Raw genomic sequence first — 24,141 nt, 5'->3', positions numbered from 1 at the left:
CCCCGGCCAAACACATCCACCCACCCGGGCATGTCCGTAGCCGGGCCAGCGGTTGCGGGGGCGGCTGGCTGTCGCTGCGCCGGTGGGGTCAGCCAACTGATGCTGCGGCGGTGATTCCTGCGGTGATCCGGCCGATGTCCTCGGTCGTGCAGATGTAGGGGGGCATCGTGTAGATCAGGTCGCGGAAGGGGCGGAGCCAGACCCCGGCGGTGACGGCGGCGGCGGTGGCGGCGGCCATGTCGACCTCGTGGTCGAGTTGGACGACGCCGATCGCGCCGAGGACCCGCACCTCCCGCACGCCCGGGAGGTCCAGGGCGGGGGCGAGGCCGGTGCGCAGTTCGGCCTCGATGCGCCCGACCGTGCCGCGCCAGTCCCCGGCCAGCAGCAGGTCGATGGAGGCGGTGGCGACGGCGGCGGCCAGCGGGTTGCCCATGAACGTGGGGCCGTGGGCCAGGACGGGGACCTCGCCCCGGGAGATCCCGTCGGCGACGCGGGGGGTGCACAGGGTGGCGGCCATGCTCAGGTAGCCGCCGGTCATCGCCTTGCCGACGCACATCACGTCCGGGCTGATGCCCGCGTGGTCGGCGGCGAACAGCTCCCCGGTGCGGCCGAAGCCGGTGGCGATCTCGTCGAAGACCAGCAGGACGTCGTGGGTGAGGCACAGTTCGCGCAGGACGTGCAGGTAGCGCGGGTCGTGGAAGCGCATTCCGCCCGCGCCCTGGACCACCGGTTCGACGATCACCGCCGCCAACTCGTCGGCGTGTGCCTCGACCAGGTCGGCGAGGTGGGCGACGTAGTCGTGGTCGAAGTCGGTGGGTGGGGCGTCGGCGAAGCGCTGCACCGGGAGGACGCCGCGCCAGAGGCTGTGCATGCCGCCCTCGGGGTCGCACACGCTCATCGGGTTGAACGTGTCGCCGTGGTAGCCGCCGCGCCAGGTGAGCAGCTTGGTCTTGCCGGGTTTGCCGGTGGAGCGCCAGTACTGCAGGCACATCTTGATCGCGACCTCGACGCCGACCGAGCCGGAGTCGCAGAGGAACACGTGGCGCAGCGGTTCCGGGGTGATGTCGACCAGGCGCTCGGCCAGCGCCACGGCGGGCTCGTGGGTGAGGCCGCCGAACATGACGTGGCTCATCCGGCCCGCCTGCGCGGTGAGCGCCGCGTCGAGCACCGGGTGGCGGTAGCCGTGGATCGCCGCCCACCACGACGACATGCCGTCGACCAGTTCGCGGCCGTCGGCCAGGGTCAGCCGGGTGCCCCGGGCGCTGTCGACCACCAGCGGGGTCTGCGTGCCCGGCATCGGGCCGTAGGGGTGCCACACGTGGGCGCGGTCCAGGGCGAGCAGTTCCTCCGGGGTCACGCGGGGGAGCCTATCGCCCCGGAACCCGGAATCCACTGTGGACAGGCGGTCAGCCCTCGACGCCCGCGAGTTCCTTGCGCCGGGCGACGAGCCGGGCGATCTCGCGGCCGTGGTCGGTCGGCACGATCCACTGCCCCGGCGGGACGGTGATGCGCACGGCGGGCCCGGGGGTGACCGTGACCCGCAACTCCCCCACGCCGGGGACCTCCAGCGTGGCCCGGCGGGCCACCAGGATCTGCTCCACGGCGCCGACCCCGCTGAGCGCCACCATCGGCCGCACCAGCCGGAACCGCCCGCGCGACCCGGCGAGGGTGATCCGGTCGTGGGCCACCAGCAGGTGCAGCCCGCGGTCGCCGCGCGCCTGCCACGGCACCTCGACCCGCGAGTCGGCCAGCTCCGGCGTGTACGGCTCCAGCACCCGCCTGCGCGCGTCGACCGCCAGGAAGTACCCGGCGGTGCCGAGCGCGGCCCCGGTGACGGGCGACAGCGGCCACAGCGCCATGGCCCCCAGGTGCAGACCGGCCAGTCCGCCGAGGACCGCCGCGGCCACCGGCCAGCGGCGCGGGCGCATCAGCCGGGAGCGGAAGTACCAGGCCCCCGCGAGGACGAGCACCAGCGGGATGACCAGGTAGGGCAGCGGGTTGCCGAGCAGCGTGGCCCCCGCCGCGAGCAGCGGTCCGACGAGGACGATCAACACCAGGTGCGGCCGGACAGCGCGCAGCCGCGCGTCGACCAGCCCGCGCTCCGCCGTACTCACCCGCCCCCGCACCCGGCCAACGTTATCCGACCGGAACCGGATTCACCGGGATTGCCCGGCACGCCACGCCCAACACCGCGGTATCCGCAACCGGATTTCCGGTGGCGGTTGCCCGGGCAGGCCGCGGCCCCTGCGCTGTATGGCGTACGGGCCGGTCAGGTCAGCTTCACCGGGAGGGTTTCCAGGCCGCGGACCAGGGTGCTGTCGCGCCAGCGCAGTTCCTCCGGGTCGGCCGCCAGCGACAGCGCGGGGAAGCGGTCGAGCAGGCGGCCGATGGCGGTGGCGGCCTCCAGGCGGGCCAGCGGGGCGCCGACGCAGTAGTGGATGCCGTGGCCGAAGGCCAGGTGCGCGGACTGGGCGCGGGTGATGTCGAGGCGGTCGGGCCGGTCGGTGTGCGCCTCGTCGCGGTTGGCGGAGACGAGGGAGACCATGACGAACTCGCCCTCGGGGACCTCGACGCCGCCGAGGGTGATCGGGGCGGTGGTGTAGCGCATGGTGGCGATGTTGATCGGGCCCTCGAAGCGCAGGAACTCCTCGACCGCGCCGGGCAGCAGCGCGGGGTCGGCGCGCAGGGCGGCGAGCTGGTCGGGGTTGCGCAGCAGGGCCAGCACGCCGTTGCCGATGAGGTTGACCGTGGTCTCGTGGCCCGCGATGAGCAGCAGCATGGCCATGGACACCAGTTCCGCGGAGCTGAGCCGGTCGCCGTCGTCGTGCGCCCCGACCAGGTCGGAGAGCAGGTCCTCGGCGGGTTCGCGGCGCTTGTGCTCGATCAGCTCGGCCAGGTAGCGGCCCATGGCGTCGCCCGCGGCCGTGGTGACCTCGGGCGGGCCGGTGGTGATCATGGTGGAGGTCCAGGAGCGGAAGTCGTCGCGGTCGGCCTCCGGGACGCCGAGCAGTTCGCTGATCACCGTGATCGGCAGCGGGAAGGCGTAGTCGTCGAGGAGGTCGACGGTGTCGCGGCCCGCCATGGCGTCGAGCAGGCCGTCGGCGATGCCCTCGACCCGGTCGCGCAGCCTGCCGACGACCCGGCTGGTGAACGCCTTGGTGACCAGCTTGCGCAGCCGGGTGTGGTCGGGCGGGTCGGAGTTGAGCATGTGCGTGGCCAGCTCCACCCGGAACGGCAGCGGGGTGGCGTCGGTCAGCCGGTGCCGGTCCATGACCGGGGCGAACCCGGCGACGCCCTTGCTGATCCGCGGGTCGGTCAGCGCGACCTTGGCGTCGTCGTAGGCGGTGACCAGCCAGCCCTTGAACCCGCGCGGGAAGATCGCCTCGCGCACCGGGGCGGCCCGGCGCAGCTCGGCGTGCAGCGCGTGCGGGTCCTGCGTGTACTCGGGCGTGTCCAGCCTGAGCACGGTGTCCGGCACCGACATGTCCATCCCCCTCCACCAGCGGTTAACCCCGTTCACCAACCACCCTACCGTGATCGGGCGGTGGCGGGGTGTCACCGGCGGTCGCCGTTCCGGGCAGGGGCCGGGATGGCGGGGGTCGGGACAGCGGGGGTCAGGACAGGCAGCCCGGTCCCAGCAGCGCCTTGAGGTCGCCCATCAGCGACGGCGACGGCTGCACCCGCAGCGCGTCGTCGAGCTTGAGCAGGGTCTGCCGCGGCCCGTTGATCAGCTTGAGGTGCACCTCGGTGGTGCCGGGGTGCCCGGCCAGCACGTCCTTGAGCTGGGCGACCAGCGGCGGGGTGCACTTGGTCGCGGCCATGCTCAGCCGGAACGGGGCCCCCGCGGCGTTGGACAGGTCGGGCACGGCCAGGTCGTTGGCGATCAGCGAGGTGCGGTCGTCGCGCTTGGCCACCCGCGCCTTGACCAGCACGATCGCGTCCTCCAGCACCCCCATGCCGACCACGGCGTAGGTCTTGGGGAAGAACAGCACCTCGATGCCACCGGCGAGGTCCTCGAGCTGCGCCGACGCCCACGGCTCGCCGTTGCGGTTCACCCGCCGGTTGACCGAGGCGAGGATGCCGCCGATCACGACCTGGGCGCCGTCGGACAGGCCGCCCTCCAGGATCGCCGCGATGGAGGTGTCCGACTGCGAGGTGAGGATGTGCTCGACGCCGTTGAGCGGGTGCCCGGAGACGTAGAGGCCCAGCATCTCCCGCTCCAAGGCCAACTGGTGCTTGGACTCCCAGAACTCGTCCGGCACCCGCACGTCGAACACGCTGGAGACGTCCTCGTCCGCGCCTCCGCCCGCGCCGAACAGGTCGAACTGGCCGACGGCCTCCGCCTTCTTCGTCTCCATGACGGCGTCGACGGCGTCGGTGTGGATGAGGAACAGGCCCTTGCGCGGGTGCTTGAGCGAGTCGAAGGCCCCCGACTTGATCAGGGATTCCACGACCTTCTTGTTGCACGCGGTGGTGTCGACCTTGCGCAGGTAGTCGGAGAAGTCGACGAAGTCGCCCTTCTCCGCGCGCGCCTTGATGATCGAGTCGACCACGTTGGCGCCGACGTTGCGGATCGCGCCGAGGCCGAAGCGGATGTCGGTGCCGACCGGGGCGAAGTCCTTCTCCGACTCGTTGACGTCCGGCGGCAGCACCGTGATGCCCATCCGGCGGCACTCCGACAGGTAGACCGCGGCCTTGTCCTTGTCGTCGCGGACGCTGGTGAGCAGCGCGGCCATGTACTCGGCCGGGTAGTTCGCCTTGAGGTAGGCCGTCCAGTAGGAGACCAGCCCGTACGCGGCGGAGTGCGCCTTGTTGAACGCGTAGTCGGCGAACGGGACGAGGATGTCCCACAGGGTCTTGATCGCGTCCTTGGGGTAGCCGTTCTTCTCCATGCCGCCGGAGAAGTTGACGAACTCCGCGTCCAGGACCTCCTTCTTCTTCTTGCCCATCGCCCGGCGCAGCAGGTCCGCCTGGCCGAGCGTGTAGCCCGCCAGCTTCTGCGCGATCGCCATGACCTGCTCCTGGTACACGATCAGGCCGTAGGTCGTGCCGAGGATGTCCTCCAGCGCCTCCGCCAGGGCGGAGTGGATGGGGGTGATCTCCTGCTGCTTGTTCTTGCGCAGCGCGTAGTTGGTGTGCGACTTGGCACCCATCGGACCCGGCCGGTAGAGCGCGCCGACCGCGGAGATGTCCTCGAAGTTGTCGGGGCGCATCAGCCGCAGCAGGTCGCGCATCGGCCCGCCGTCGAGCTGGAACACGCCCAGGGTGTCGCCGCGGGAGAGCAGTTCGTAGGTGGCCTTGTCCTCCAGGCCCAGGGTCTCCAGGTCCGGGACCGGCTTGCCGTTGGTCTCGATGTTGCGCAGCGCGTCGTCGATGACCGTGAGGTTGCGCAGCCCCAGGAAGTCCATCTTGAGCAGGCCCAGCGACTCGCAGGTCGGGTAGTCGAACTGGGTGATGATGGAGCCGTCCTGCGGCCGCTTCCACAGCGGGATGGTCTCCATCAGCGGCTCGGCGGAGAGGATGACCGCGCAGGCGTGCACACCGGCGTTGCGGATCAGGCCCTCCAGGCCGCGGCCGGTGTCGATGATCTCCTTGACCTGCGGGTCGCTGTTGTACAGCTCGCGGATCTCGGTGGCCTCGTTGTAGCGCTTGTGCTGCGGGTCGAACAGGCCGTTGAGCGGGATGTCCTTGGCCATGACCGCGGGCGGGTAGGCCTTGGAGATGCGGTCGGCGATGGCGTAGCCGGGCTGGCCGAACAGCACCCGGGCGGAGTCCTTGATCGCCGCCTTGGCCTTGATGGTGCCGAAGGTGATCACCTGGGCGACCTTGTCCGCGCCCCACTTCTCGGTGGTGTAGCGGATGACGTCGCCGCGCCTGCGCTCGTCGAAGTCGATGTCGATGTCGGGTGGGCTGACCCGGTCGGGGTTGAGGAACCGCTCGAAGATCAGCCCGTGCGCCAGCGGGTCGAGGTCGGTGATGCCCATCGCGTAGGCGATCAGCGCGCCCGCGGCCGAGCCGCGGCCGGGGCCGACCCGGATGCCGTTGGACTTGGCCCAGCCGATGAGGTCGGCGACCACCAGGAAGTAGGCCGGGAAGCCCATCTGGGTGATGACGCCGATCTCGAACTCGACCTGCCGGGTGTGCTCCTCGTCGACGCCCTCGGGGAAGCGGCGGCGCATCCCGGCCCACACCTGCTCGCGGAAGAACTCGTCCTCGGTCTTGCCGTCGGGGATCGGGAACTTCGGCATCAGGTTGCGGAACTCGAACATGCCGGTCGGGTCGACCTTCTCGGCCACCAGCAGGGTGTTGCGGCACCCCTCCTGCCAGGGGTCGGAGGCGTCGACCGCGCGCATCTCGTCCGGGGACTTGAGGTAGTAGCCGTCGCCGTCGAACTTGAACCGGGTCGGGTCCTGCAGGGTCTTGCCGGTCTGCACGCACAGCAGCGCGTCGTGCGACTCGCGCTCGCCCTTGAAGGTGTAGTGCGAGTCGTTGGTCACCACGAACGGGATGTCGAGCTTGCGGGCGATGTCGACCAGCCCGCCGCGGACCCGGCTCTCGATCTCGATGCCGTGGTCCATCAGCTCGACGAAGAAGTGCTCCTTGCCGTAGATGTCGCGCCAGTCGGCGGCGGCCTGCAGCGCCTCGTCGAAGTGGCCCAGCCGCAGCCGGGTCTGCACCTCGCCGGACGGGCAGCCGGTGGTGGCCATCAGCCCGTCGGCGTGCTCGGTGATCAGCTCCCGGTCCATCCGCGGCCACTTGCCGAGCTGGCCCTCCATCGAGGCCAGGCTGGACAGGCGCATCAGGTTGCCCAGGCCGGTCGCGTTGCGCGCCCAGATCGTCTGGTGGGTGTAGGCGCCGCTGCCGGAGACGTCGTCGGACTTCTGGCCGGGGTCGCCCCAGCGGACCCGCTCCTTGGTGAACCGGGAGGCGGGCGCGACGTAGGCCTCGACGCCCAGGATCGGCTTGATGCCCGCCTTGGTCGCCTGGGTGAAGAAGTCGTAGATGCCGTTGGTGTGCCCGTGGTCGGTGATCGCCACGGACTGCATCCCGAGCCGCTCGCACTCGGTGAACATGTCCTTGAGCTTGGCCGCTCCGTCGAGCATCGAGTACTCGGTGTGCACGTGAAGATGAGCGAAGGAGTCAGCCACGACGCCACCCTAGCGAGGGGGTCTGACGGTCCGCGGCATTGGGGGCGCGCGTGTCGAACGGGTGGGCGAATCCCTTTCCATATCAAGAAAGCTGATACAACTACGCCATGCGCTTCCGCCCCGTGACACCCGAGGTGCTGGTCCGCGAACTCACCGACCGGGTGACGGCCGGGGAGCGTACCGAGTGGACTCGGGTGATCTTGGACGGCGCCCCGCCCGCGCGGCCGGACGAGCTGGCCGAGGCGCTGGTGGAGCCGCTGCGGGTGCTCGGCCGACCGGTGCTGCGGGTCGCCGCGGCCGACTTCCTGCGGCCCGCCTCGCTGCGGTTCGAGCGGGGCCGGGCGGACCCGGACGCCCGCTACGAGCTGTGGCTGGACGAGGGCGCGCTGCGCCGGGAAGTCCTCGACCCGCTCTCCCCCGGCGGCACCGGCCGGGTGCTGCCCGCGCTGTGGAACGCCGCCACCGACCGCGCCACCCGCGCCGACTACACCCGGTTGCCGCCGGGGGGCGTGCTGCTGCTCGACGGTGAACTGCTCCTCGGCCGGGGCCTGCCGCACGAGCTGTCGGTGCACCTGTGGCTGTCCGCGCCCGCCCTGGCCCGGCGGCTGCCCGCCGACGAGCACTGGGCGCTGCCCGCCTTCGCCCGCTACGACGCCGAGGTGCGCCCCCTGCACACGGCCGACACCGGGGTGCGCGCCGACGACCCCCGCCACCCCGCGGTGCTCGACGACACCCCGGTCTGATCGATCATGGCCGTGTCGGCCCCCGGCTTCCGGCGCGGCTGTCCCGGCGACCGGGTAGCGTGCCAACCGTGGTCGATCCAGTAGACGTCCGCCTGCTCGGCGTGGTCGCCGAGATGGGCAGGGCCGCGGTGCACGAGGTGGCCGCGCGCCTGGGCATGGACCCGCGCGAGGTGGCCTCCCGGCTCGTCGCGCTGTCCGGCTCCGGGCTGCCGCTGCTCGTGGGCGTCGAGTGCGACCCCAACGGCCTGCGGCAGGCGCTGGCCCGGCAGAGCGCGCCGGTCGGCTACCCGATGCCGGGGCAGTACCAGCAGCAACCCCAGCAGCAACCCGGTTACCCGCCGCAGTACCAGCAGAACAACCACCCCGGCCAGCAGAGCGGGCCGTACCAGGTCAACCCGCAGAGCCAGCCGTTCCCGGCGCAGATGGGCCCGCCGAGCCAGCCCTTCCCGGCGCAGGCCCCGCCGCACCACAACCACAACGCCGGTCACGCCCCGCAGGGCCAGCCGTTCCCTGCGCCCAACGAGCCGATGAGCACCTGGGGCCCGCCGCAGGTGTCGACCTGGGCCCGCGGCGACCAGCCGCCCGCCCAGGTGGAGCTGCCGGTCGAGCGCACCCAGCCGACCACCCGCACCGCGGCGAGCCGCGCCGGGACCGTCGGCAACAGCCTGGAGACCACCGGCCTGGAGGGCGAACGCCTCGCCGTGCGCCTGGTCGAGGTCGTCGACCCGGCCGACTACCTGTTCACCGCCGCGGGCTACCGCCTGCAACCGGGCGAGCGCTCGATCGTCGTGCACACCGAGCTGACCAACCGCGGGTCGGTCCACTTCTCCACGCTGCCGGACCTGTACCTGGTGCTGGTCACCCCGGAGGGCGAGACCGTCGGCAAGGCCCCGGTGTCGTTGTCCTCCCGCCCCCCGCACCGCATCGGCGTCGCACCGGGCGAGACGGCGGGCGGGCACACGGTGTACGTGGTGCCCGAGCAACTGGCGGTGACCTCGGTCCGCTGGAGCCCCCGGCCGGACGAGGAAGACCTCGCCCTGACCTGGGCCGTGGAGAACTAGCCCGGCGGGACTAGCCCCGGCTGAACAACCGGGAGAAGAACCCCTTCTTGGCCTGCGCCGTCCGCTGCGCCGGGATCGGCGAGGTGGGCGGGTCCCGGTCGTAGTCGGGCGCCGGGAGACCGCGTGCCGGGGTGTCGAGATCCGCGGTGTCGAGATCCGCGGCCTGGCCCGGGACACCCCCGATCACGCCGTCGACGACCAGGTGGTCGTTGAGCTGCTCGGTGTCGCGTGGGCTGGTCATCGCGGCCTCCGGGGGTCGCCACCAGGGCGTCGGGCGGGGTCCCAACGTAACCGCTCGAACCCCGCCCGCGCACCCGGACACGCGAAGAACCAGTCGGGTCAGTAGTCGTCGGCCAGGGTGGCCAGGGCGGCGGCGAGGTCGGCGGGGTACTCGCTGGTGAACTCGACCCACCGGCCGTCGGCGGGGTGGTGGAAGCCGAGGGTGCGGGCGTGCAGCCACTGGCGGGTGAGGCCGAGGCGCTTGGCCAGGGTGGGGTCGGCACCGTAGGTGAGGTCGCCGACGCAGGGGTGGCGCAGGGCGCTGAAGTGGACCCGGATCTGGTGGGTGCGGCCGGTCTCCAGCTTGACGTCGAGCAGCGACGCGGCGCGGAAGGCCTCGATGGTCTCGTAGTGGGTGATGCTCGGCTTGCCGCCCGCCACCACCGCCCACCGGTAGTCGTGGCGCGGGTGGCGGTCGATGGGGGCGTCGATCGTCCCGACGCTCGGGTCGGGGTGGCCCTGCACCAGCGCGTGGTAGCGCTTCTCGACGGTGCGCTCCTTGAACGCCCGCTTGAGCACTGTGTAGGCGTGCTCGCTCTTGGCGACCACCATCACCCCGGTCGTCCCGACGTCGAGGCGGTGCACGACGCCCTGGCGCTCGGCGGCCCCGGAGGTGGAGATGCGCAGGCCCGCCGCGGCGAGGCCGCCGATGACCGTGGGGCCGGACCAGCCGGGGCTGGGGTGGGCGGCGACGCCGACCGGCTTGTCCACCACCACCACGTCGTCGTCCTGGTGGATGATCTCCAGGCCGGGCACCGCCACCGCCTTCAGCTCCACCGGGCGGTCCGGCTGCGGCAGGGTCACCTCCAGCCAGGCGCCCGCCAGCAGCCGGTCGGACTTGCCCGCGGGTCGACCGTCGACCAGCACGTCACCGGCTTCGGTGAGGGCCACGACGACGGTGCGGGAGATGCCAAGCAGCTTCGACAGACCGGCGTCGACGCGCATGCCGTCGAGGCCGTCGGGGATGGGCAGGGTCCGCGTGTCACTCACCGGTGGCCGCCTTCTTCTCGGACTTCGTGGTCAGGCTGCCGTCGTAGTCGCGCCCCAGCAGGGCCATCAGCACGATGAGCACGCCGCCGACGCTGATGCCGGAGTCGGCCACGTTGAACACCGGGAAGTACTCGCCGTTCGGGCCGAACACCGACACGAAGTCGACCACGTGCCCCTGGAACGCCCCGGGGGCGCGGAACAGCCGGTCGGTCAGGTTGCCCAGCGCGCCCGCGAGCACCAGGCCCAGGCCCAGCGCCCAGCCCGGCGAGCGCAGCTTGGGGATGATCCAGACGATGGCGACCACGACCCCGATGGCGACCAGGGTCAGCAGCCAGGTCATCCCGGTGGCCATGGAGAACGCGGCCCCGGGGTTGCGGATGAGGTCGAGGTAGACCAGCCCGCCGAGCAGCCGCACCGGCGGCTCGCCCTCCAGGTTGGCGGTGACCAGGATCTTCGTGACCAGGTCGAGCGCGTACACCACCACCGCCGTGCCGACCAGCAGCGCTGCCCTGCGCGGCGGCACCGGTGCCGCGCTCACCCCATCGCGTTCCTCACTGCTCACCACCCCATTGTCCACGGTCGGCCGACCCGCCCGGCCGTCGACCGGGCTCAGGGCAGCTCGCGCAGGAACGGCGGCAGCGGCCGGGGGTCCTCCACCGGCGCCCAGCGGCCGTCGACGAGGGCGTACTCGGTGGCCGGGCCACCGTCGACGAGGGTGTGCAGCGCGGCGACGAGCCGGTCCACGTGCTCTGGCGTCGTGCCCAGGCCGATGCTGACCCGCAGCGCCCGCCGCTCGGAGCTGCCTGCCCGGTCGAGCAGCCTGGCGGTGGCCACGTGCGCGCAGAACGCGCCGTCGCGCACGCCGATGCCGTGCTCGGCGGACAGGACCGCCGCGGCCAGGCCGGAGTCGAGGCCGTCGACGGTGAAGCTGACGACGCCGACCCGGTCGTGCTCCGCGCCGAACAGGCTCAGCGGGCGCAGGCCGGGGACGGTGGCGAGCCCGGCGCGCAGCCGGTGCAGCAGGACCCGCTCGTGCTCGACCACGGCGTCCCAGCCGTGCCGGGTGATCGCCTCGCAGGCGGTGGCCAGCGCGTGCACGCCGACCACGTTCGGCGACCCGGCCTCGTGCCGCTCCGGGCCGGTCGACCAGGTCACCGCGAGCCGGTCGCCGCGGTCGGTGACCGAGGCGGTGGCGCCGCCGCCGACCAGGTGCGGTTCGGCGGCCCTGAGCCAGTCGGCGCGGCCGACGAGGGCGCCCGCGCCGAACGGGGCGTAGAGCTTGTGCCCGGACAGGGCGACCCAGTCGACGTCGAGGGCGCGGATGTCGACCGGCCGGTGCGGGGCGAGCTGCGCGGCGTCGAGGGCGACCCGGGCGCCGTGGCGGCGGGCGACGGCGGACAGCTCGGCGATCGGCCAGACCTCGCCGGTGACGTTGGAGGCGGCGGTCAGCACCACCAGGCGCGGCCCGACGGCGCAGTCGGCGAGTGCCCGGTCCAGCGCCAGGACGGCGTCGCCCGTGCTCTGCGGGGTGCGCAGTCGGTGCACGCGGGGGCCGCGCCAGGGCAGCAGCGCCGCGTGGTGCTCGGTGTCGAACAGGACCACGGACGTGCCCCTGGGCAGCGCCCCGGCCAGCAGGTTCAGGCTGTCGGTGGTGTTGCGGGTGAAGATGACCTGGTCGGTGCGGTGGGCGCCGACGAACCGGCGGAGCACGTCGCGGGCCTGGTCGTGCACGCGGGTGCAGACCTGGGAGGCGAAGCCCGCGCCGCGGTGCACGCTGGCGTACCAGGGCAGCAGCTCGTCCACGGCGTCGCGCACGGCCTCCAGGGCGGGGGTGCTGGCGGCGTGGTCGAGGTTGGCGTAGGGCACCCGGCGGCCGTCGACCAGCGGGACCGCCAGCCGCGCCCCCACCACGGGCGGCACGGCGGGGATGCCGGCGGCGGCCTCGACAGCGGCGGTCGCGGGCACGGGCTCGGTGGTGCAGCCGGTGGGACACCCGGTGTCGCGGGCCGGTCCGGCGGTGCGGCGGCTGGGGATGGCGAGCGTCACGGGGTGCCTCCAAGGTCTCCAGGACCCTGGCCGGTGAGGGGGTCCGCGCTTGCCCGTCCCGCACCTCGCGGGAGGACCAGGTCCTCACCCGGGGCACCCCACCGCGGAGGAGGGTTGCCGGCCAGCAAACCGGGGCTTGACGCTGGCACTCATGACCTTGCCGAAGACCATAGCCGACGCGGCGCCGCGGATCGAGTCCGGTCCACCGGGTGGGATCGGCGTCACGGCTCAGGGTTTGCCGGTCTCGCCCTTCCAGCGGGCGAAGCGGCCCGCCCGGTCGACCGCGCGGATGCGGGTCTCGGCGGCGGCCCTGGCCTCCTGCGTGGTGACCACCAGGACCTGGTCCAGCTCCTGCAACCGGGTCGTGGTGACCGGGGTGAACGCGCCCGCGCCGCGGGCGACGAGGCTGACCGAGGCGCCCGGCGGCAGCCGCAGCTCCGACAGGTAGACGCCGTGCAGCTTGGACCCGACGGGGATGGTGACCTGCAACAGCTCCGCGTTCAACTCGTCGAGGGTGGCCACGTCGACGTCGACCTCCTTGGGCTGCGCACCGGTGTCGAGCCGCAGCAGCTTCGCCAGCAGCCCGAGCGTGGTGCCCTGCACCAGGGTCAGCACGATCACCAGCACGAACACGGCGTCGACGAGTTGCTGCGCGCCGGGGATGCCCTGCGACAGCGGGATCATGGCCAGCACGATGGGCACGGCCCCGCGCAACCCGGCCCAGGACAGGAAGACCTGTTCGCGCCAGGGCATCCGGAACGGCACCATCGACACCAGCACGGACAGCGGCCGGGCCAGCAGGGTCAGCAGGGCACCGGCGACCAGCCCGGGGATGATCGCGTCGAGCAGCCTGCTCGGTGAGGCGAACAGTCCCAAGAGGACGAACAGGCCGATCTGCGCCAACCAGCCCAGCCCCTCGGCGAAGGAGACCGTGTCGGAGCGGTGCGGCAGCTTGGAGTTGCCCAGCACCAACCCGGCGACGTAGGCGGCGAGCAGCCCGGAGGCGTGCGCGGCCTGCCCGCCCGCGAAGGCGAGCACGCACACCGCGACCGTGGCCAGCGGGTACAGGCCGGTGGCGGGCAGCGCGGCGCGGCGCAGGGTGAGGGCGCCCAGCCAGCCCAGGCCGACACCGAGGGCCAGGCCCACCGCGAGTTCGTAGGCCAGGGTGAGCGGCAGCGACCAGGTGACCGGGTCGGTGGAGGCCAGCAGCACCACGGCGATGTAGCTGGGGGCGTCGTTCATGCCGCTCTCCAGCTCCAGCGACCCGACCAGCCGCCGGGTGACCGAGAGGTTGCGCAGCACGCTGAACACGGCGGCGGCGTCGGTGGAGGCCAGCACCGCGCCCCAGAGCAGGGCCAGCCGCCAGTCGAAGTCCAGGACCAGGTGCAACCCGAGCGCGGTCACCCCGATGCTGACCCCGACGGCCACAGTGGACAGTGCCACTCCCGGCCAGAGCGCCGGTTTGACCTCGACCCAGCGGGTGGTGAGGCCACCCTCGGCCAGGATCATGACCAGCGCGGCCAGACCGAGCGACTGGGTCAGGTCGGCGTTGGAGAACTCGATGCCCAGCCCGGCCTCGCCGAGCAGCACGCCGATTCCCAGGTAGAGCAACAGCGACGGCAGACCGAGCCGGACCGACACCCGCACGGCCAGCACCGCCAGCAGCAGCACCAACGCCCCGATGCCCAGTGCAACGGTCAGGTCGTCCACCATCACCTCCCGGGCAATCAGTTGTCGGGGCATTCTCCCCCGTGGGGGGCGGATTGTCGTAATCGGCGTCCCGGTGGCGGCCCAGGTGAGGCAACCGTCACGGCCCGTTGTCCCGCAATCGGTCCAGTGTGGCCGGGGCGTCCGGCGGTGCCGGGTCGAGTTCGACGACCTTGTCCCGCGCGCGGTCACCGCTGATGATCAGCACGTTCCCGGGCCGCACGCCGAACGCCGCGGCGAGCGCGCGGCACACCGCCTCGTTGGCCTTGCCCGCCACCGCGGGTGCCGCGACGGCGACCACGAGCGCGTCGCCCCGGCGCCCGCCGACGGCCGCGCGGCGCGCACCCGGCCGGACCCGGACCGCGAAGCGCATCAGCCCTCGGCGGGGGCGGTGAGCAGCACCCGCAGCACGTCGTCGACGAGCGCGCGGCGGTCCTCGGCCGAGTGCGGCAGGGTCTCCGGGGCGCCGTGCAGGAGCTGCACCTGCCCGAGGTAGGCGGAGTAGGTGATCACCGCGCGGCGGTGGGCCTGCTCGGCGGTGAACCCGAGCCCGGTGAACTGCTCGGCCAGGTACCCGACCCGCCGCCGCCCCACCCTGGCCACCGCGGCGGCGACCAGCGGGTCGGCCAGCGAGGCGTGCAGGGCCAGCTCGACGGCGGCCCCGGCGGGCAGCACCGCCTCGAACAGCAGCCGCAGCCGCTCGGCGGGGTCGGCGCCGCGGTCGGCGTGCGCGATCACGGCGGCGGTGTGCTCGGCCTCCCAGCGGTCGAGGGTGGCCCGGAGCAGGGCGTCGCGGGTGGCGAAGTGCCAGTAGACGCTGCCCTTGGTCGAGCCGCCCCTGGCCGCCAGCGGTTCGACCGCGAGCGCGGCGACCCCGCCCTCGGCGAGCACCTCCAGGGCCAGCGCCGTCCAGTCGTCCCTACTCCTCCGCACCTTCCGTACGCTAGCGTACGGCGGACCATACGGTTCCGTACGGAAGGTTCACCATGATCCACAACCGGCACGAACGCGTCCTGCCCGCCGACCCCGGGCCGCTGCTCGACGCGATCGCCGAGCCCGAGGGCCCGCTGTGGCCGCACCACCGGTGGCCCGCGCTGCGGCTCGACCGCCCGCTCGGACCGGGTGCCCGCGGCGGGCACGGCCCGGTCCGCTACACCTGCACGGCCCACGAGCCGGGCAGGCTGGTCGAGTTCACCTTCGACCCGGGCATCGGTCTGCGCGGCACGCACACCTTCACCGCCCGACCCGGCCGGGTGCTGCGCCACGACCTCCGCGCCCGCCCCACCGGCGCGGGTCACCTGACCTGGCCGCTGGCCATCCGCTGGCTGCACGACGCCCTGATCGAAGACCTGCTCGACCGCGCGGCCACCGCGCTCGGCGACCCTCCCCCGCGCCCGGCACCCCACTCCCGCTACGTCCGCGTGCTGCTTGCCGTGGCGGGCGACGGGAAGCGGCGCGGCTGAGCCGTCCGGGGCAGCACGGCGGGCGATCGCCCTCACCCCCAGCGGTGTCACCCGGTCGTGGCAACACCGACCGCGTCACCGGATCGTGGCGCGGTGCGGCGGTCCACTCGTACGGAGCGGGCTGAAACCGGTCTCAGATGCCTGGCACCGGGCTCCCCGTTCGGCGCAGCGCACGTCGCCCCATCACCCGTCCGGCCGTGTCCAGCGCACGGAAAGTTGCAGTTCGCACGCGCGGTCACACCTTCTACGATGGCCCGACCGCAGCGCGCAGCGGTGCCCCTGACCTCGAAGGACATCCCACGGAGCACCCGGAGAAGGAGGTTCCGGCCCAGCCCCGGTCACCCGACCGGGGTGACCGGGCGGGCACCACCATGACCTCACACCGCTGGAACGACGGCTCCGCCGTGCGCTTGCCCCCGCACACCTGGCGCTTGGCCGCCGACGAACGCACCCGGGCCGCCGAACGCCACCTGCTGGCGCTCGCCGCCGTGCTCGCGCTGGCCGCGCTCACCGCCGTGGTCCGCCTCGCCGCGGGCGGCTCCCCGGCGCAGGCGGGCGAGGCCGGGCACCTGGCCCACGTCTTCGCCGCCGACCGGCTCGACCTGCTGCTCGACAGCGCCGCCGACGCCCCGCTGGCCTGGTTGCAGGCGGGCGCCTACACCGCGCTCACCGACGCCTTCACCCGCCACACGGCCGCCCTCGCGGGAGCCCGCGAGGGCATGGCCGTCGCCGCGGCGGTCACCGCCGTGCTGGTCTGGCTGCTCGCCCGCCGGATGGGGCTGCGCTGGTGGACGGCCGCCGCGGCGGTGGGCGTGGCCGCGCTGTCGCCGCTGGTCGTCGAGGTGCAACTGGGGCTGCGCCCGGAGAACGTGGCGACGCCCTGGGCGCTGGGCGCGCTGGTGCTGCTGTGGACCCCGCACCGGCACCGCAGGCTCGAACCGGACCTGTGGGCGGTGGTGCTGCTGGTCGTCGCCGTGATCACCGCCCCGGTCACCCTGGTGCTCGCGGCCTCGGCGGGCTGGCTGGTGTGGCGGCGCGGTCGCAGGCGCCTGGCGCAGGTCCTCGGCGCGGGCTTCGCGCTCGGCGTCGCCGTCGGGCTCGGTGCCTCCTCGGCGCTGAGCGGCCTGCACCTGGCGGGCCGCGGGCCGACGCCCGCGCAGTGGGCGGCGGTGGACCCGGTGCTGGCGGTCGCGGTGGTGCTCGGTGCCGTGGGCGGGCTGTGCTCGGCCCTGCTGCGCCCGCTGGCGATCGGCGTGCTCGGGCTGCTCGCGGTGGCGCTGGTGCCGGGCGGCCCCGGCTCCGGGGCGCTCACGGTGGCCGCCGCGCCCGCCGTGCTGCTCGCCGCGGGGGCGGCCGAGCTGGCGCTGACCCACCGGTTCCGGATCGGCAGGCACACCGGGAGCCGGTTGCTGCTGGGACCGACCGCGGTCGGCCTCCTGGTCGCGGCGGTGCTGGTGGTGCCGGTGTGGCCGGGCGCGCTGGACGCGGCGGCGGCCCGGCGCACCGACCCCGGCCCGCTCGCCGGGGCGACCCGGTGGCTGCGGGAGAACCTGCCCGCCACCCCGGTCGTGGTCGACGACGCCGCCTGGGTGGACCTGGTGCGCGCAGGCCGCGACCCCGCCCTGACCACCCGCGCCGCCGCGGGCGAACCGCCGCCCGACGCCTGGGTGCTGCTGACCCCGGCGCTGCGCGCGCGGGGCGCGGTCCCGGGCGGGGAGACCGTGGCGGTGTTCGGCACCGGCCCCGACCGGGTCGAGGTCGACCGGCCCGGCGCCCCGGGCCGGGGCGCGGCCGGGGAGACCGGCGCCCGCAGGCACGCGGGGGCCGCGCTGGCCGACTCACCGCGGCTCACCGCGCGCCCCGACGTCACCGCCCTGCTGCGGACGGGCCGCGTCGACCCCAGGGTGCTGACCGTCCTCGCCGGGCTCACCTCGTCGCGACCGGTGCGGGTCACCGCGCTGCCCGCGGTGCCGGGCGAGGACGCGGCCGGGCAACCCCGCCGCCAACTGCTGGTCACCACCGCGGGCGAGCAGGCCGACCAGGTCGCCCGGTACTTCGCGGGCCAGCGCGGCGCCTACCGGCCCCTGTCCGTGACCAGCACCGCCGAGGGCGTCCTGGTCCGCTACCCGCCCGGGGCACCCGCCGGGCTGCTCACCCCGTTCGACCCACCTCCCTGAACCCCCGAAAGGAACACCGACGATGTCGCGTCGGACAGCACCGCTCGTTGCGGCGGTCCTCCTCCTCGCCTGCGCCCCGCCCGCCGCCCGAGCCGCCCCCGGCCCCGACCTGGGCTGGGTGCGCCTGGGCCACCTCGCCCCCGGGGCACCACCGGTCGACATCTACCTCGCCGCCTTCGGCCGCGCCGAGCAGGTGGTGGTCCGCAAGGCCGGGTACGGCGCGGTCACCCCGTACTCCGCGCTGCGCGCGGGCGCCTACACCGTGGCCATGCGCCCGGCCGACGCCGCGCCGACCTCCCCGCCCGCGCTGACCGCGACCGTGGACATCACCGCCGCCACCGCCCACTCGCTGCTGGTCTTCGCCACCGGCCCCGGCGGTTCGCTGCGCGGCGACCTGGTCACCGACGACCTGGGCGCGCCGGAGCCGGGCACGGGCCGGGTCCGGGTGGTGCAGGGCACCGCCGCGCTCGCCCCGGTGACGGTCGAGGTGGGCGGCACGAGCACCCCGCTCGTCGTCGACGCCTCCTACGGCATGACCACCCCGTACCGGGACCTGCCGCAGGGCCGCCACGACGTGGTGCTGAGCGGGTCCACCGGGCGGGCACCGACGCAGGTCGACGTCCGCGCGGGCACCTCGACGACGCTGCTGGTGACCGAGTCCGACGGCGCGCTCAAGAGCACACCGCTCACCGACAGCGCAGGCCCGGAGGTCAAACCCCTGCTGGGGGTGGAAACCGGTGCGGGCGGTATGTCCACTGTGGACTCACCGGTGTGGCTTCTGGCTGTGCTGTCCCTGCTGGCGGCGGCGGGCGCGGGTGCCGCGCTGCGGTTCCGCACCCGGGCGCGGGGGTGAGGAAGCGCGCCGCGGTGGTCCTCCTGGCGTTGGTCGCGGTCACCGGCTGCGCGCCCGAACCACCGGTGGCACCACCCGCCACCATGCCACTGCCCGCCCCGCTCCCGGCGCCGATCGCGGCGGTGCGGGTGTCGCCGGTGGGACTGGAGATACCCGCGATCGGCGTCCTGGAACGGGAAGTGGTGCCGCTGCGGCTCGGCGCGGCGGGTGAACTGGAACCGCCCGCCGACTTCGCCAGGGTCGGCTGGTACGCCGAGGGGACCGCACCGGGCGACGTCGGGCCCGCGGTGCTCGCCGGGCACGTCGACTCCCGGGCGGGCCCCGCCGTCTTCTCCCGGCTGCGCGAACTCGAACCGGGCGACCGGGTCACCGTGCACCGCTCCGACGGCGCGGCGGCGGTGTTCACCGTCGACGAGGTGCGCCGGTACCCCAAGGACGCCTTCCCGACCGACGCCGTCTACGGCCCGGTGCCGGGGGCGGCGCTGCGGCTGATCACCTGCGGTGGCGCGTTCGACCGCGCCCGCCGGTCCTATGAGGACAACGTGGTGGTGTTCGCCTCGGCCCGCTGGGCGGGGTGAGGCGGACCACCCGGCGCCGGATCACCCCAGCGCGGCCAGGAAGCGGCCGGTGACGTCCACGGCGGGAGCAGCGGCGCCCGCGTCCTCGACCAGGACGGCGAACGCCACGTCGCCCCGGTAACCGGTGAACCAGCCGTGCGCCTGGGTGCCGTCGCCGAACTGGGCGGTGCCGGTCTTGCCGGAGGCGCCGTACTTCGCCAGCGCCGTGGCCCGGCCGGTGGTGACCACCTCGCGCATCATGGTGCGCAGGGACCGCACGGTCGCCGCCGCCGGACCCCGGTAGCCGGTGTTGACGGTCGTGTCGACGCCCGTGAACAGCCGGGGGGTGACCGCGCCGCCGTGCGCGACGGTGGCCGACACCAGCGCCATGCCGAACGGGCTGACCCGCACGGTGCCCTGGCCGATGCTGTTCTCCACCTGCTCCGAGCGGTCCCCGGCCGGTGGCACGCGCCCGGTCTGGGTGTTCAGGCCGGGCACCGAGAAGTCCGCGGCCAGGCCGAACCGGGCCGCGGCGGTGGACAGCGCGTCGGCGGGCAGGTCACCCGCGAGCGCGGCGAAGGTGGTGTTGCAGGACTGGGCGAACGCCGTGCGCAGCGGCACCGGGCCCAGGTCGAAGTCGGCGTTGCGGATGGTGCGGGTGCCGATGGTCTGCGTGCCGGGGCAGGGCAGCACGGTGTCGATGGTCGTCGCGCCCGCGCTGAGCACGGCGTCGGCGGTGACGACCTTGAACGTGGAGCCCGGCGGGTACAGGCCGCTGAACGCGCGGGCGCCGTCGGAGCCGCCCGAGGTGGCGACGGCGAGGATGCCGCCGGTGGAGGGGCGCAGGGCGACCAGGGTGGTCGGCTTCCCCGCGCCCGCGACGGCGGCGTTCGCGGCGGCCTGGACCTTCGGGTCCAGGGTCGTCGCCACCGGTTCGGCGGGCGGCGGCGCGGTCCCGAACAGCGTGGCCACCGGCGTGCCGTTCGCGTCGACCGCGGCCACCACGCCGTCGCCTGCCCCGGTCGCCGGGGTGGCGCCCTTCTTGATCGCGCTCGCCAGCGTCGGGTCCACCCGCGTGTCCCCCACCGGGGCGAGGTCGGTCCCGGACCAGGTGAACAGCGGGGCGCCGCCCGCGCCGACCACGGCGACGGTGTTCTGCTGGGCGGCGAGGTGAGCGAGCCGCTGCCCGACCGCGAGCCGCGGGTGGATGACCGCCGGTGTCCAGGCCACCAGCCAGGTCTCGCCGGTGCGGACCACGCGCAGGGTGTTGGAGTACGCCCACGCCTTGCCGGACCCGAGGGTCCAGGTCGTGGTGAACGCCTCCTGCGCCTCGACCGCGCCCGCGGCGGGCTCCACCGGGTCCAGCGCGAACACCACGCCCTGCGCGCCCAGGGCGGTGCGGATGTCGGTCAGCGCCTGGGTGGCGGCGGGGGCGTTGTCGGTCAACGCGCCCGCGCCCGCGTGATCACCCCGGCGGACCCGGTCGAGGAACGCCTGCGCGGTCTGCGCCGCCGTGAGCGGAGCGGCGGCCCGGCCCTGCGCCGCGACCCTGTCCGGCGGTGCGGGCGACGGCCGCGCGTCGGGCAACAGCACGAACCAGGCGAGCAGGACGACCGCCAGGACGGCGGCACCGCCGATGGACAGTATCCAGCGCTTGCGCGTCTCGGACACGCGAAACCCCCAGTGGAACCCCAGTACCCCCGACGCGCGGACGTCGCGCTGCCCCCAGCGTGCCGGCCGCCCGGGGACCGGACCAGTTCCCCGTGGTGACGAACGCACAACGGCGGGGGCACCCCGAAGGGCACCCCCGCCGCCGAACGGTTCCGGTCAGCCGCGCCGGACGTCCACGCGGACCTGCACGCCATCGCCCACGGTCCCGGCGGAACCGCCCTCGACCAGGGCGTACGCGACCGAGTCGGCCAGGGTCTCCCCCGCCACGAACGCCTCGTGCACGCGCACGGCGTCAAGCACCTCTCCGGGGGCGTCGACGGTCAGCGCGATCCGGTCCGACACCTGCAACCCGGCGTCGCGGCGGGCCTGCTGCACGACCCGGATCAGGTCGCGGGCCAGGCCCTCGGCGGCCAGTTCCGGGGTGACCTCGGTGTCCAGCACGACCAGCCCGGAGCTGCCGGGCAGCTCGGCGGTGGCCCCGGCGTCCACCGCGACCAGGCGCCGGTCGTACTCGCCGTCGAGCAGTTCCACCCCGGCCGCCACCACGGCACCGGCGTCGGTGGTGCTCCACTCCCCGGCCTTGACCGCCTTGATGACCTTCTGCACGTCCTTGCCCAGCCGCGGCCCGCAGGCGCGGGCGTTGACCGCCAGCTCGAACCGGCCGTGCGCGGCCACGTCGGTCGTCAGCTCGACCGCCTTGACGTTGACCTCGTCGGAGATCAGCGACGCGAACGGCTCCAGCACCGCCGCGTCCTCGGCCGCCACCAGCAGCTTCGCCAGCGGCAGCCGCACGCGCAGCTTGTTGGCCTTGCGCAGCGCCAGCGCCGACGAGCACACCTGCCGCACCCGGTCCATGCCCGCCACCAGTGCGTCGTCGGCGGGCAGCGCCCCGGCGTCCGGCCAGTCGGCCAGGTGCACCGAGCGACCGCCGGTCAGCCCCCGCCACACCTCCTCGGTGGTCAGCGGCAGCAGCGGCGCGGCCAGCCGGGAGACGACCTCCAGCACGGTGTGCAGGGTGTCGATGGCGTCGGTGTCGCCGGACCAGAACCGGTCCCGCGACCGGCGGACGTACCAGTTGGTCAGCACCTCCAGGTACTCGCGCACCGACTGGCACGCCCCGGAGATGTCGTAGGTGTCCAGCGCAGCCGTCACCGACTCCACGAGCTGCCGGGTCTTGGCCAGCGCGTAGCGGTCGAGCACGTGCGGCGAGTCGGTCCGCCAGGTGCCGTCGGTGCCCTCGGCGTTGGCGTAGAGGGCGAGGAAGTACCAGGAGTTCCACAGCGGCAGCACCGCCTGGCGCACCGCGTCGCGGATGCCCCGCTCGGTGACGACCAGGTCGCCGCCGCGCAGGATCGGGCTGGCCATGAGGAACCACCGCATGGCGTCGGAGCCGTCGCGGTCGAAGACCTCGTTGACGTCCGGGTAGTTCTTGCGCGACTTGGACATCTTCTGCCCGTCGTCGCCGAGCACGATGCCGTGCGCCACGCAGTTGGTGAACGCGGGCCGGTCGAACAGGGCGGTGGCGAGCACGTGCAGCGTGTAGAACCAGCCGCGGGTCTGCCCGTTGTACTCGACGATGAAGTCACCCGGGTAGTGGTCCTCGAACCACTCGCGGTTCTCGAACGGGTAGTGCACCTGGGCGAAGGACATCGAGCCCGACTCGAACCAGCAGTCGAGCACCTCCGGCACCCGGCGCATGGTGGAGGCGCCGGTGGGGTCGTCCGGGTTGGGCCGGGTCAGCTCGTCGATGGTCGGCCGGTGCAGGTCCGTCGGCCGGGTGCCGAAGTCGCGCTCCAGGTCGTCGAGCGAGCCGTAGACGTCCACGCGCGGGTACGCGGGGTCGTCGGAGACCCACACCGGGATCGGGGAGCCCCAGAACCGGTTGCGGGAGATGTTCCAGTCGCGGGCGTTGTCCAGCCACTTGCCGAACTGGCCGTCCTTGATGTGCCCCGGCACCCAGTTGATCTGCTGGTTCAGCTCGACCATGCGGTCCTTGAACGTGCTGACCGCGACGAACCAGGACGACACGGCGCGCTGGATCAGCGGGTTGTCGCAGCGCCAGCAGTGCGGGTACGGGTGGTTGTAGGTTTCATGCCGCAGCAGCAGGCCCGCGTCCTTGAGGTCGCGGATGATCTGCTTGTTGGCCTCGAAGACGTGCACGCCCGCGTACGGCGGCACCTCCGCGGTGAACCGGCCGTGGCTGTCGACCGGGACCACCACCTCGATCCCGGCGGCGTCGGTGACGACCTTGTCCTCCTCACCGAAGGCGGGCGCGATGTGCACGACACCGGTGCCGTCGTCGGTGGTGACGTAGTCGGCGGCCAGCACCTGGTGGGCGTTCTCCCGCCCGGCGAAGAAGTCGAACGGCGGCTGGTACCGCGTCCCGACGAGGTCGCTGCCCCGGTACCGGGCCAGGACCGGCAGGTCCTCCCCCAGCTCGCGGGCGTACGCGGCGACCCGCGCCTCGGCGAGCAGGTACCTGGTGCCCGCGCTCTCCACGACGACGTAGTCGACCTCCGGGTTGACCGCGGCGGCCAGGTTCGACGGCAGCGTCCACGGGGTGGTCGTCCACACCAGGGCCTGCACGCCGTCGAGGTCGGTGCCGGGCGCGCGCAGCCGCAGGCCCACCGTGACGGCCGGGTCCTGCCGGTCGCGGTAGGTGTCGTCCATCTTCGTCTCGGTGTTGGACAGCGGCGTCTCGCAGCGCCAGCAGTACCAGAGCACCCGGAAGCCCTCGTACACCAAACCCTTGTCGTACAGGGACTTGAAGGCCCACATGACGCTTTCCATGTAGTCCAGGTCGAGGGTCTTGTAGTCGTTGTCGAAGTCCACCCAGCGCGCCTGCCGGGTCACGTACGCCCGCCACGAGTCGGCGTACCGCATGACCGAGGTGCGGCAGGCGTCGTTGAACTTCTCGATCCCGAACGCCTCGATGTCGCTCTTCGAGGAGAACCCGAGCTGCTTCTCCGCCTCCACCTCGGCGGGCAGGCCGTGCGTGTCCCAGCCGAAGCGGCGCTCGACGTGGCGGCCGCGCATGGTCTGGTAGCGCGGCACGACGTCCTTGACGTAACCGGTCAGCAGGTGCCCGTAGTGCGGCAGGCCGTTGGCGAAGGGCGGTCCGTCGTAGAAGACGAACTCGTTGTCCCCGTCGTCGCCCGCGGGCCGGGCGTCCACAGTGGCCTGGAACGTGTTGTCCGCCGCCCAGTAGTCGAGCACGGTGGTCTCGAGGGCGGGGAAGGACGGCTGCGCCGGGACGGCGTCCCCGGCGGCGGAACTGGTCGCCTTGGGGTAACCCATGGGTGGCACTCCTCGTACGAGATCGGTCGGACCCACGCGGGGACGACCCGTCCCGGTCCTGCGCCGGTCCGCGCCGCGGTACCACCCCGCTTGCCACCGGGAACCCGGTGACCTCTCGTACCCGGCTGTCACGGGCTGGCCCCGTCCGG

At 73.7% G+C, this 24,141-nt stretch carries 19 protein-coding genes and 1 riboswitch; of the genes, 6 read left to right on the top strand and 13 right to left on the bottom strand.

All coding sequences use genetic code 11. The features are described from left to right. Positions 1 to 88 precede the first annotated feature (88 nt). From UO65_RS08150 to dnaE, 4 genes are all read right to left on the bottom strand, one after another. Positions 89 to 1,357 carry an adenosylmethionine--8-amino-7-oxononanoate transaminase gene (locus UO65_RS08150; protein ID WP_035280199.1) on the bottom strand — a complete coding sequence of 423 codons (1,269 nt, stop codon included), beginning with the start codon at positions 1,355 to 1,357 and terminating at the stop codon, positions 89 to 91. 49 nt (positions 1,358 to 1,406) lie between these two features. Then, positions 1,407 to 2,114 carry a hypothetical protein gene (locus UO65_RS08145; protein ID WP_035280197.1) on the bottom strand — a complete coding sequence of 236 codons (708 nt, stop codon included), beginning with the start codon at positions 2,112 to 2,114 and terminating at the stop codon, positions 1,407 to 1,409. 155 nt (positions 2,115 to 2,269) lie between these two features. Beyond that, the gene (locus UO65_RS08140; RefSeq protein ID WP_035280213.1) at positions 2,270 to 3,484 is read right to left on the bottom strand and encodes a cytochrome P450 family protein; all 1,215 of its coding nucleotides are present in this window, start codon (positions 3,482 to 3,484) and stop codon (positions 2,270 to 2,272) included. A 130-nt stretch (positions 3,485 to 3,614) separates the two neighbouring features. Beyond that, positions 3,615 to 7,148: a DNA polymerase III subunit alpha gene (gene dnaE / locus UO65_RS08135; protein WP_035280195.1), complete on the bottom strand. Its 3,534-nt coding sequence runs from the start codon at positions 7,146 to 7,148 to the stop codon at positions 3,615 to 3,617. A gap of 107 nt (positions 7,149 to 7,255) precedes the next feature. Between dnaE and UO65_RS08130 the strand changes: the two genes are divergently transcribed. Next, positions 7,256 to 7,891 (top strand): nucleoside/nucleotide kinase family protein, encoded by a 636-nt coding sequence (locus UO65_RS08130; protein ID WP_035280193.1) that lies wholly within the window; start codon positions 7,256 to 7,258, stop codon positions 7,889 to 7,891. 68 nt (positions 7,892 to 7,959) lie between these two features. Beyond that, on the top strand, positions 7,960 to 8,952 hold the full coding sequence (locus UO65_RS08125; RefSeq protein ID WP_035280190.1) for an AsnC family protein: 993 nt from the start codon (positions 7,960 to 7,962) through the stop codon (positions 8,950 to 8,952). Positions 8,953 to 8,962: 10 nt separating this feature from the next. Here the strand turns inward: UO65_RS08125 and UO65_RS08120 are convergent, their stop codons facing one another. The 7 genes from UO65_RS08120 to UO65_RS08090 all read right to left on the bottom strand — a co-directional run bounded on the left by UO65_RS08120 (position 8,963) and on the right by UO65_RS08090 (position 14,907). Next, positions 8,963 to 9,193: a hypothetical protein gene (locus UO65_RS08120; RefSeq protein WP_035280188.1), complete on the bottom strand. Its 231-nt coding sequence runs from the start codon at positions 9,191 to 9,193 to the stop codon at positions 8,963 to 8,965. A gap of 98 nt (positions 9,194 to 9,291) precedes the next feature. Next, a complete protein-coding gene (locus UO65_RS08115) occupies positions 9,292 to 10,176 on the bottom strand; it encodes an RluA family pseudouridine synthase (RefSeq protein ID WP_052020891.1) in 885 nt (294 codons plus the stop codon). A gap of 37 nt (positions 10,177 to 10,213) precedes the next feature. Next, positions 10,214 to 10,783 (bottom strand): signal peptidase II, encoded by a 570-nt coding sequence (lspA, locus tag UO65_RS08110; protein WP_035280211.1) that lies wholly within the window; start codon positions 10,781 to 10,783, stop codon positions 10,214 to 10,216. Positions 10,784 to 10,830: 47 nt separating this feature from the next. Continuing rightward, the gene (locus UO65_RS08105) at positions 10,831 to 12,186 is read right to left on the bottom strand and encodes an aminotransferase class V-fold PLP-dependent enzyme (protein ID WP_084175392.1); all 1,356 of its coding nucleotides are present in this window, start codon (positions 12,184 to 12,186) and stop codon (positions 10,831 to 10,833) included. A gap of 121 nt (positions 12,187 to 12,307) precedes the next feature. Continuing rightward, positions 12,308 to 12,424: riboswitch (SAM riboswitch) on the bottom strand. 71 nt (positions 12,425 to 12,495) lie between these two features. Next, on the bottom strand, positions 12,496 to 13,980 hold the full coding sequence (locus tag UO65_RS08100) for a potassium/proton antiporter (protein WP_407643171.1): 1,485 nt from the start codon (positions 13,978 to 13,980) through the stop codon (positions 12,496 to 12,498). A 94-nt stretch (positions 13,981 to 14,074) separates the two neighbouring features. Beyond that, on the bottom strand, positions 14,075 to 14,347 hold the full coding sequence (locus tag UO65_RS08095) for a DUF167 domain-containing protein (protein ID WP_035280184.1): 273 nt from the start codon (positions 14,345 to 14,347) through the stop codon (positions 14,075 to 14,077). Beyond that, on the bottom strand, positions 14,347 to 14,907 hold the full coding sequence (locus UO65_RS08090) for a TetR/AcrR family transcriptional regulator (protein WP_035280182.1): 561 nt from the start codon (positions 14,905 to 14,907) through the stop codon (positions 14,347 to 14,349). Before UO65_RS08090 ends, UO65_RS08095 begins: the two co-directional genes overlap by 1 nt. A gap of 53 nt (positions 14,908 to 14,960) precedes the next feature. On the opposite strand from UO65_RS08090, the gene UO65_RS08085 reads away from it, so the two are divergent. The 4 genes from UO65_RS08085 (at position 14,961) to UO65_RS08070 (ending at position 19,045) form a co-directional block, all read left to right on the top strand. Continuing rightward, positions 14,961 to 15,437, top strand: a complete 477-nt coding sequence (locus UO65_RS08085) for a hypothetical protein (protein WP_035280180.1) — start codon at positions 14,961 to 14,963, stop codon at positions 15,435 to 15,437. 371 nt (positions 15,438 to 15,808) lie between these two features. After that, complete coding sequence (locus UO65_RS08080) at positions 15,809 to 17,614, top strand: hypothetical protein (protein ID WP_052020888.1); 1,806 nt, start codon at positions 15,809 to 15,811, stop codon at positions 17,612 to 17,614. A 22-nt stretch (positions 17,615 to 17,636) separates the two neighbouring features. Continuing rightward, positions 17,637 to 18,467, top strand: a complete 831-nt coding sequence (locus UO65_RS08075; RefSeq protein ID WP_035280177.1) for a DUF4397 domain-containing protein — start codon at positions 17,637 to 17,639, stop codon at positions 18,465 to 18,467. Beyond that, the gene (locus UO65_RS08070; protein ID WP_035280176.1) at positions 18,464 to 19,045 is read left to right on the top strand and encodes a class F sortase; all 582 of its coding nucleotides are present in this window, start codon (positions 18,464 to 18,466) and stop codon (positions 19,043 to 19,045) included. The genes UO65_RS08075 and UO65_RS08070 overlap by 4 nt, the downstream gene beginning before the upstream one ends. Before the next feature lie 21 nt (positions 19,046 to 19,066). On the opposite strand, the gene UO65_RS08065 is transcribed toward UO65_RS08070, so the two are convergent. Both UO65_RS08065 and ileS read right to left on the bottom strand, forming a co-directional pair. Then, positions 19,067 to 20,695: a penicillin-binding transpeptidase domain-containing protein gene (locus tag UO65_RS08065; RefSeq protein WP_052020887.1), complete on the bottom strand. Its 1,629-nt coding sequence runs from the start codon at positions 20,693 to 20,695 to the stop codon at positions 19,067 to 19,069. Positions 20,696 to 20,851: 156 nt separating this feature from the next. Beyond that, positions 20,852 to 23,992 (bottom strand): isoleucine--tRNA ligase, encoded by a 3,141-nt coding sequence (gene ileS, locus UO65_RS08060; protein ID WP_035280174.1) that lies wholly within the window; start codon positions 23,990 to 23,992, stop codon positions 20,852 to 20,854. Positions 23,993 to 24,141 lie beyond the last annotated feature (149 nt).

The sequence above is a fragment of the Actinokineospora spheciospongiae genome (assembly GCF_000564855.1).
Taxonomy (GTDB): domain Bacteria; phylum Actinomycetota; class Actinomycetes; order Mycobacteriales; family Pseudonocardiaceae; genus Actinokineospora; species Actinokineospora spheciospongiae.
This window is presented reverse-complemented; position numbering and strand designations above follow the sequence as displayed.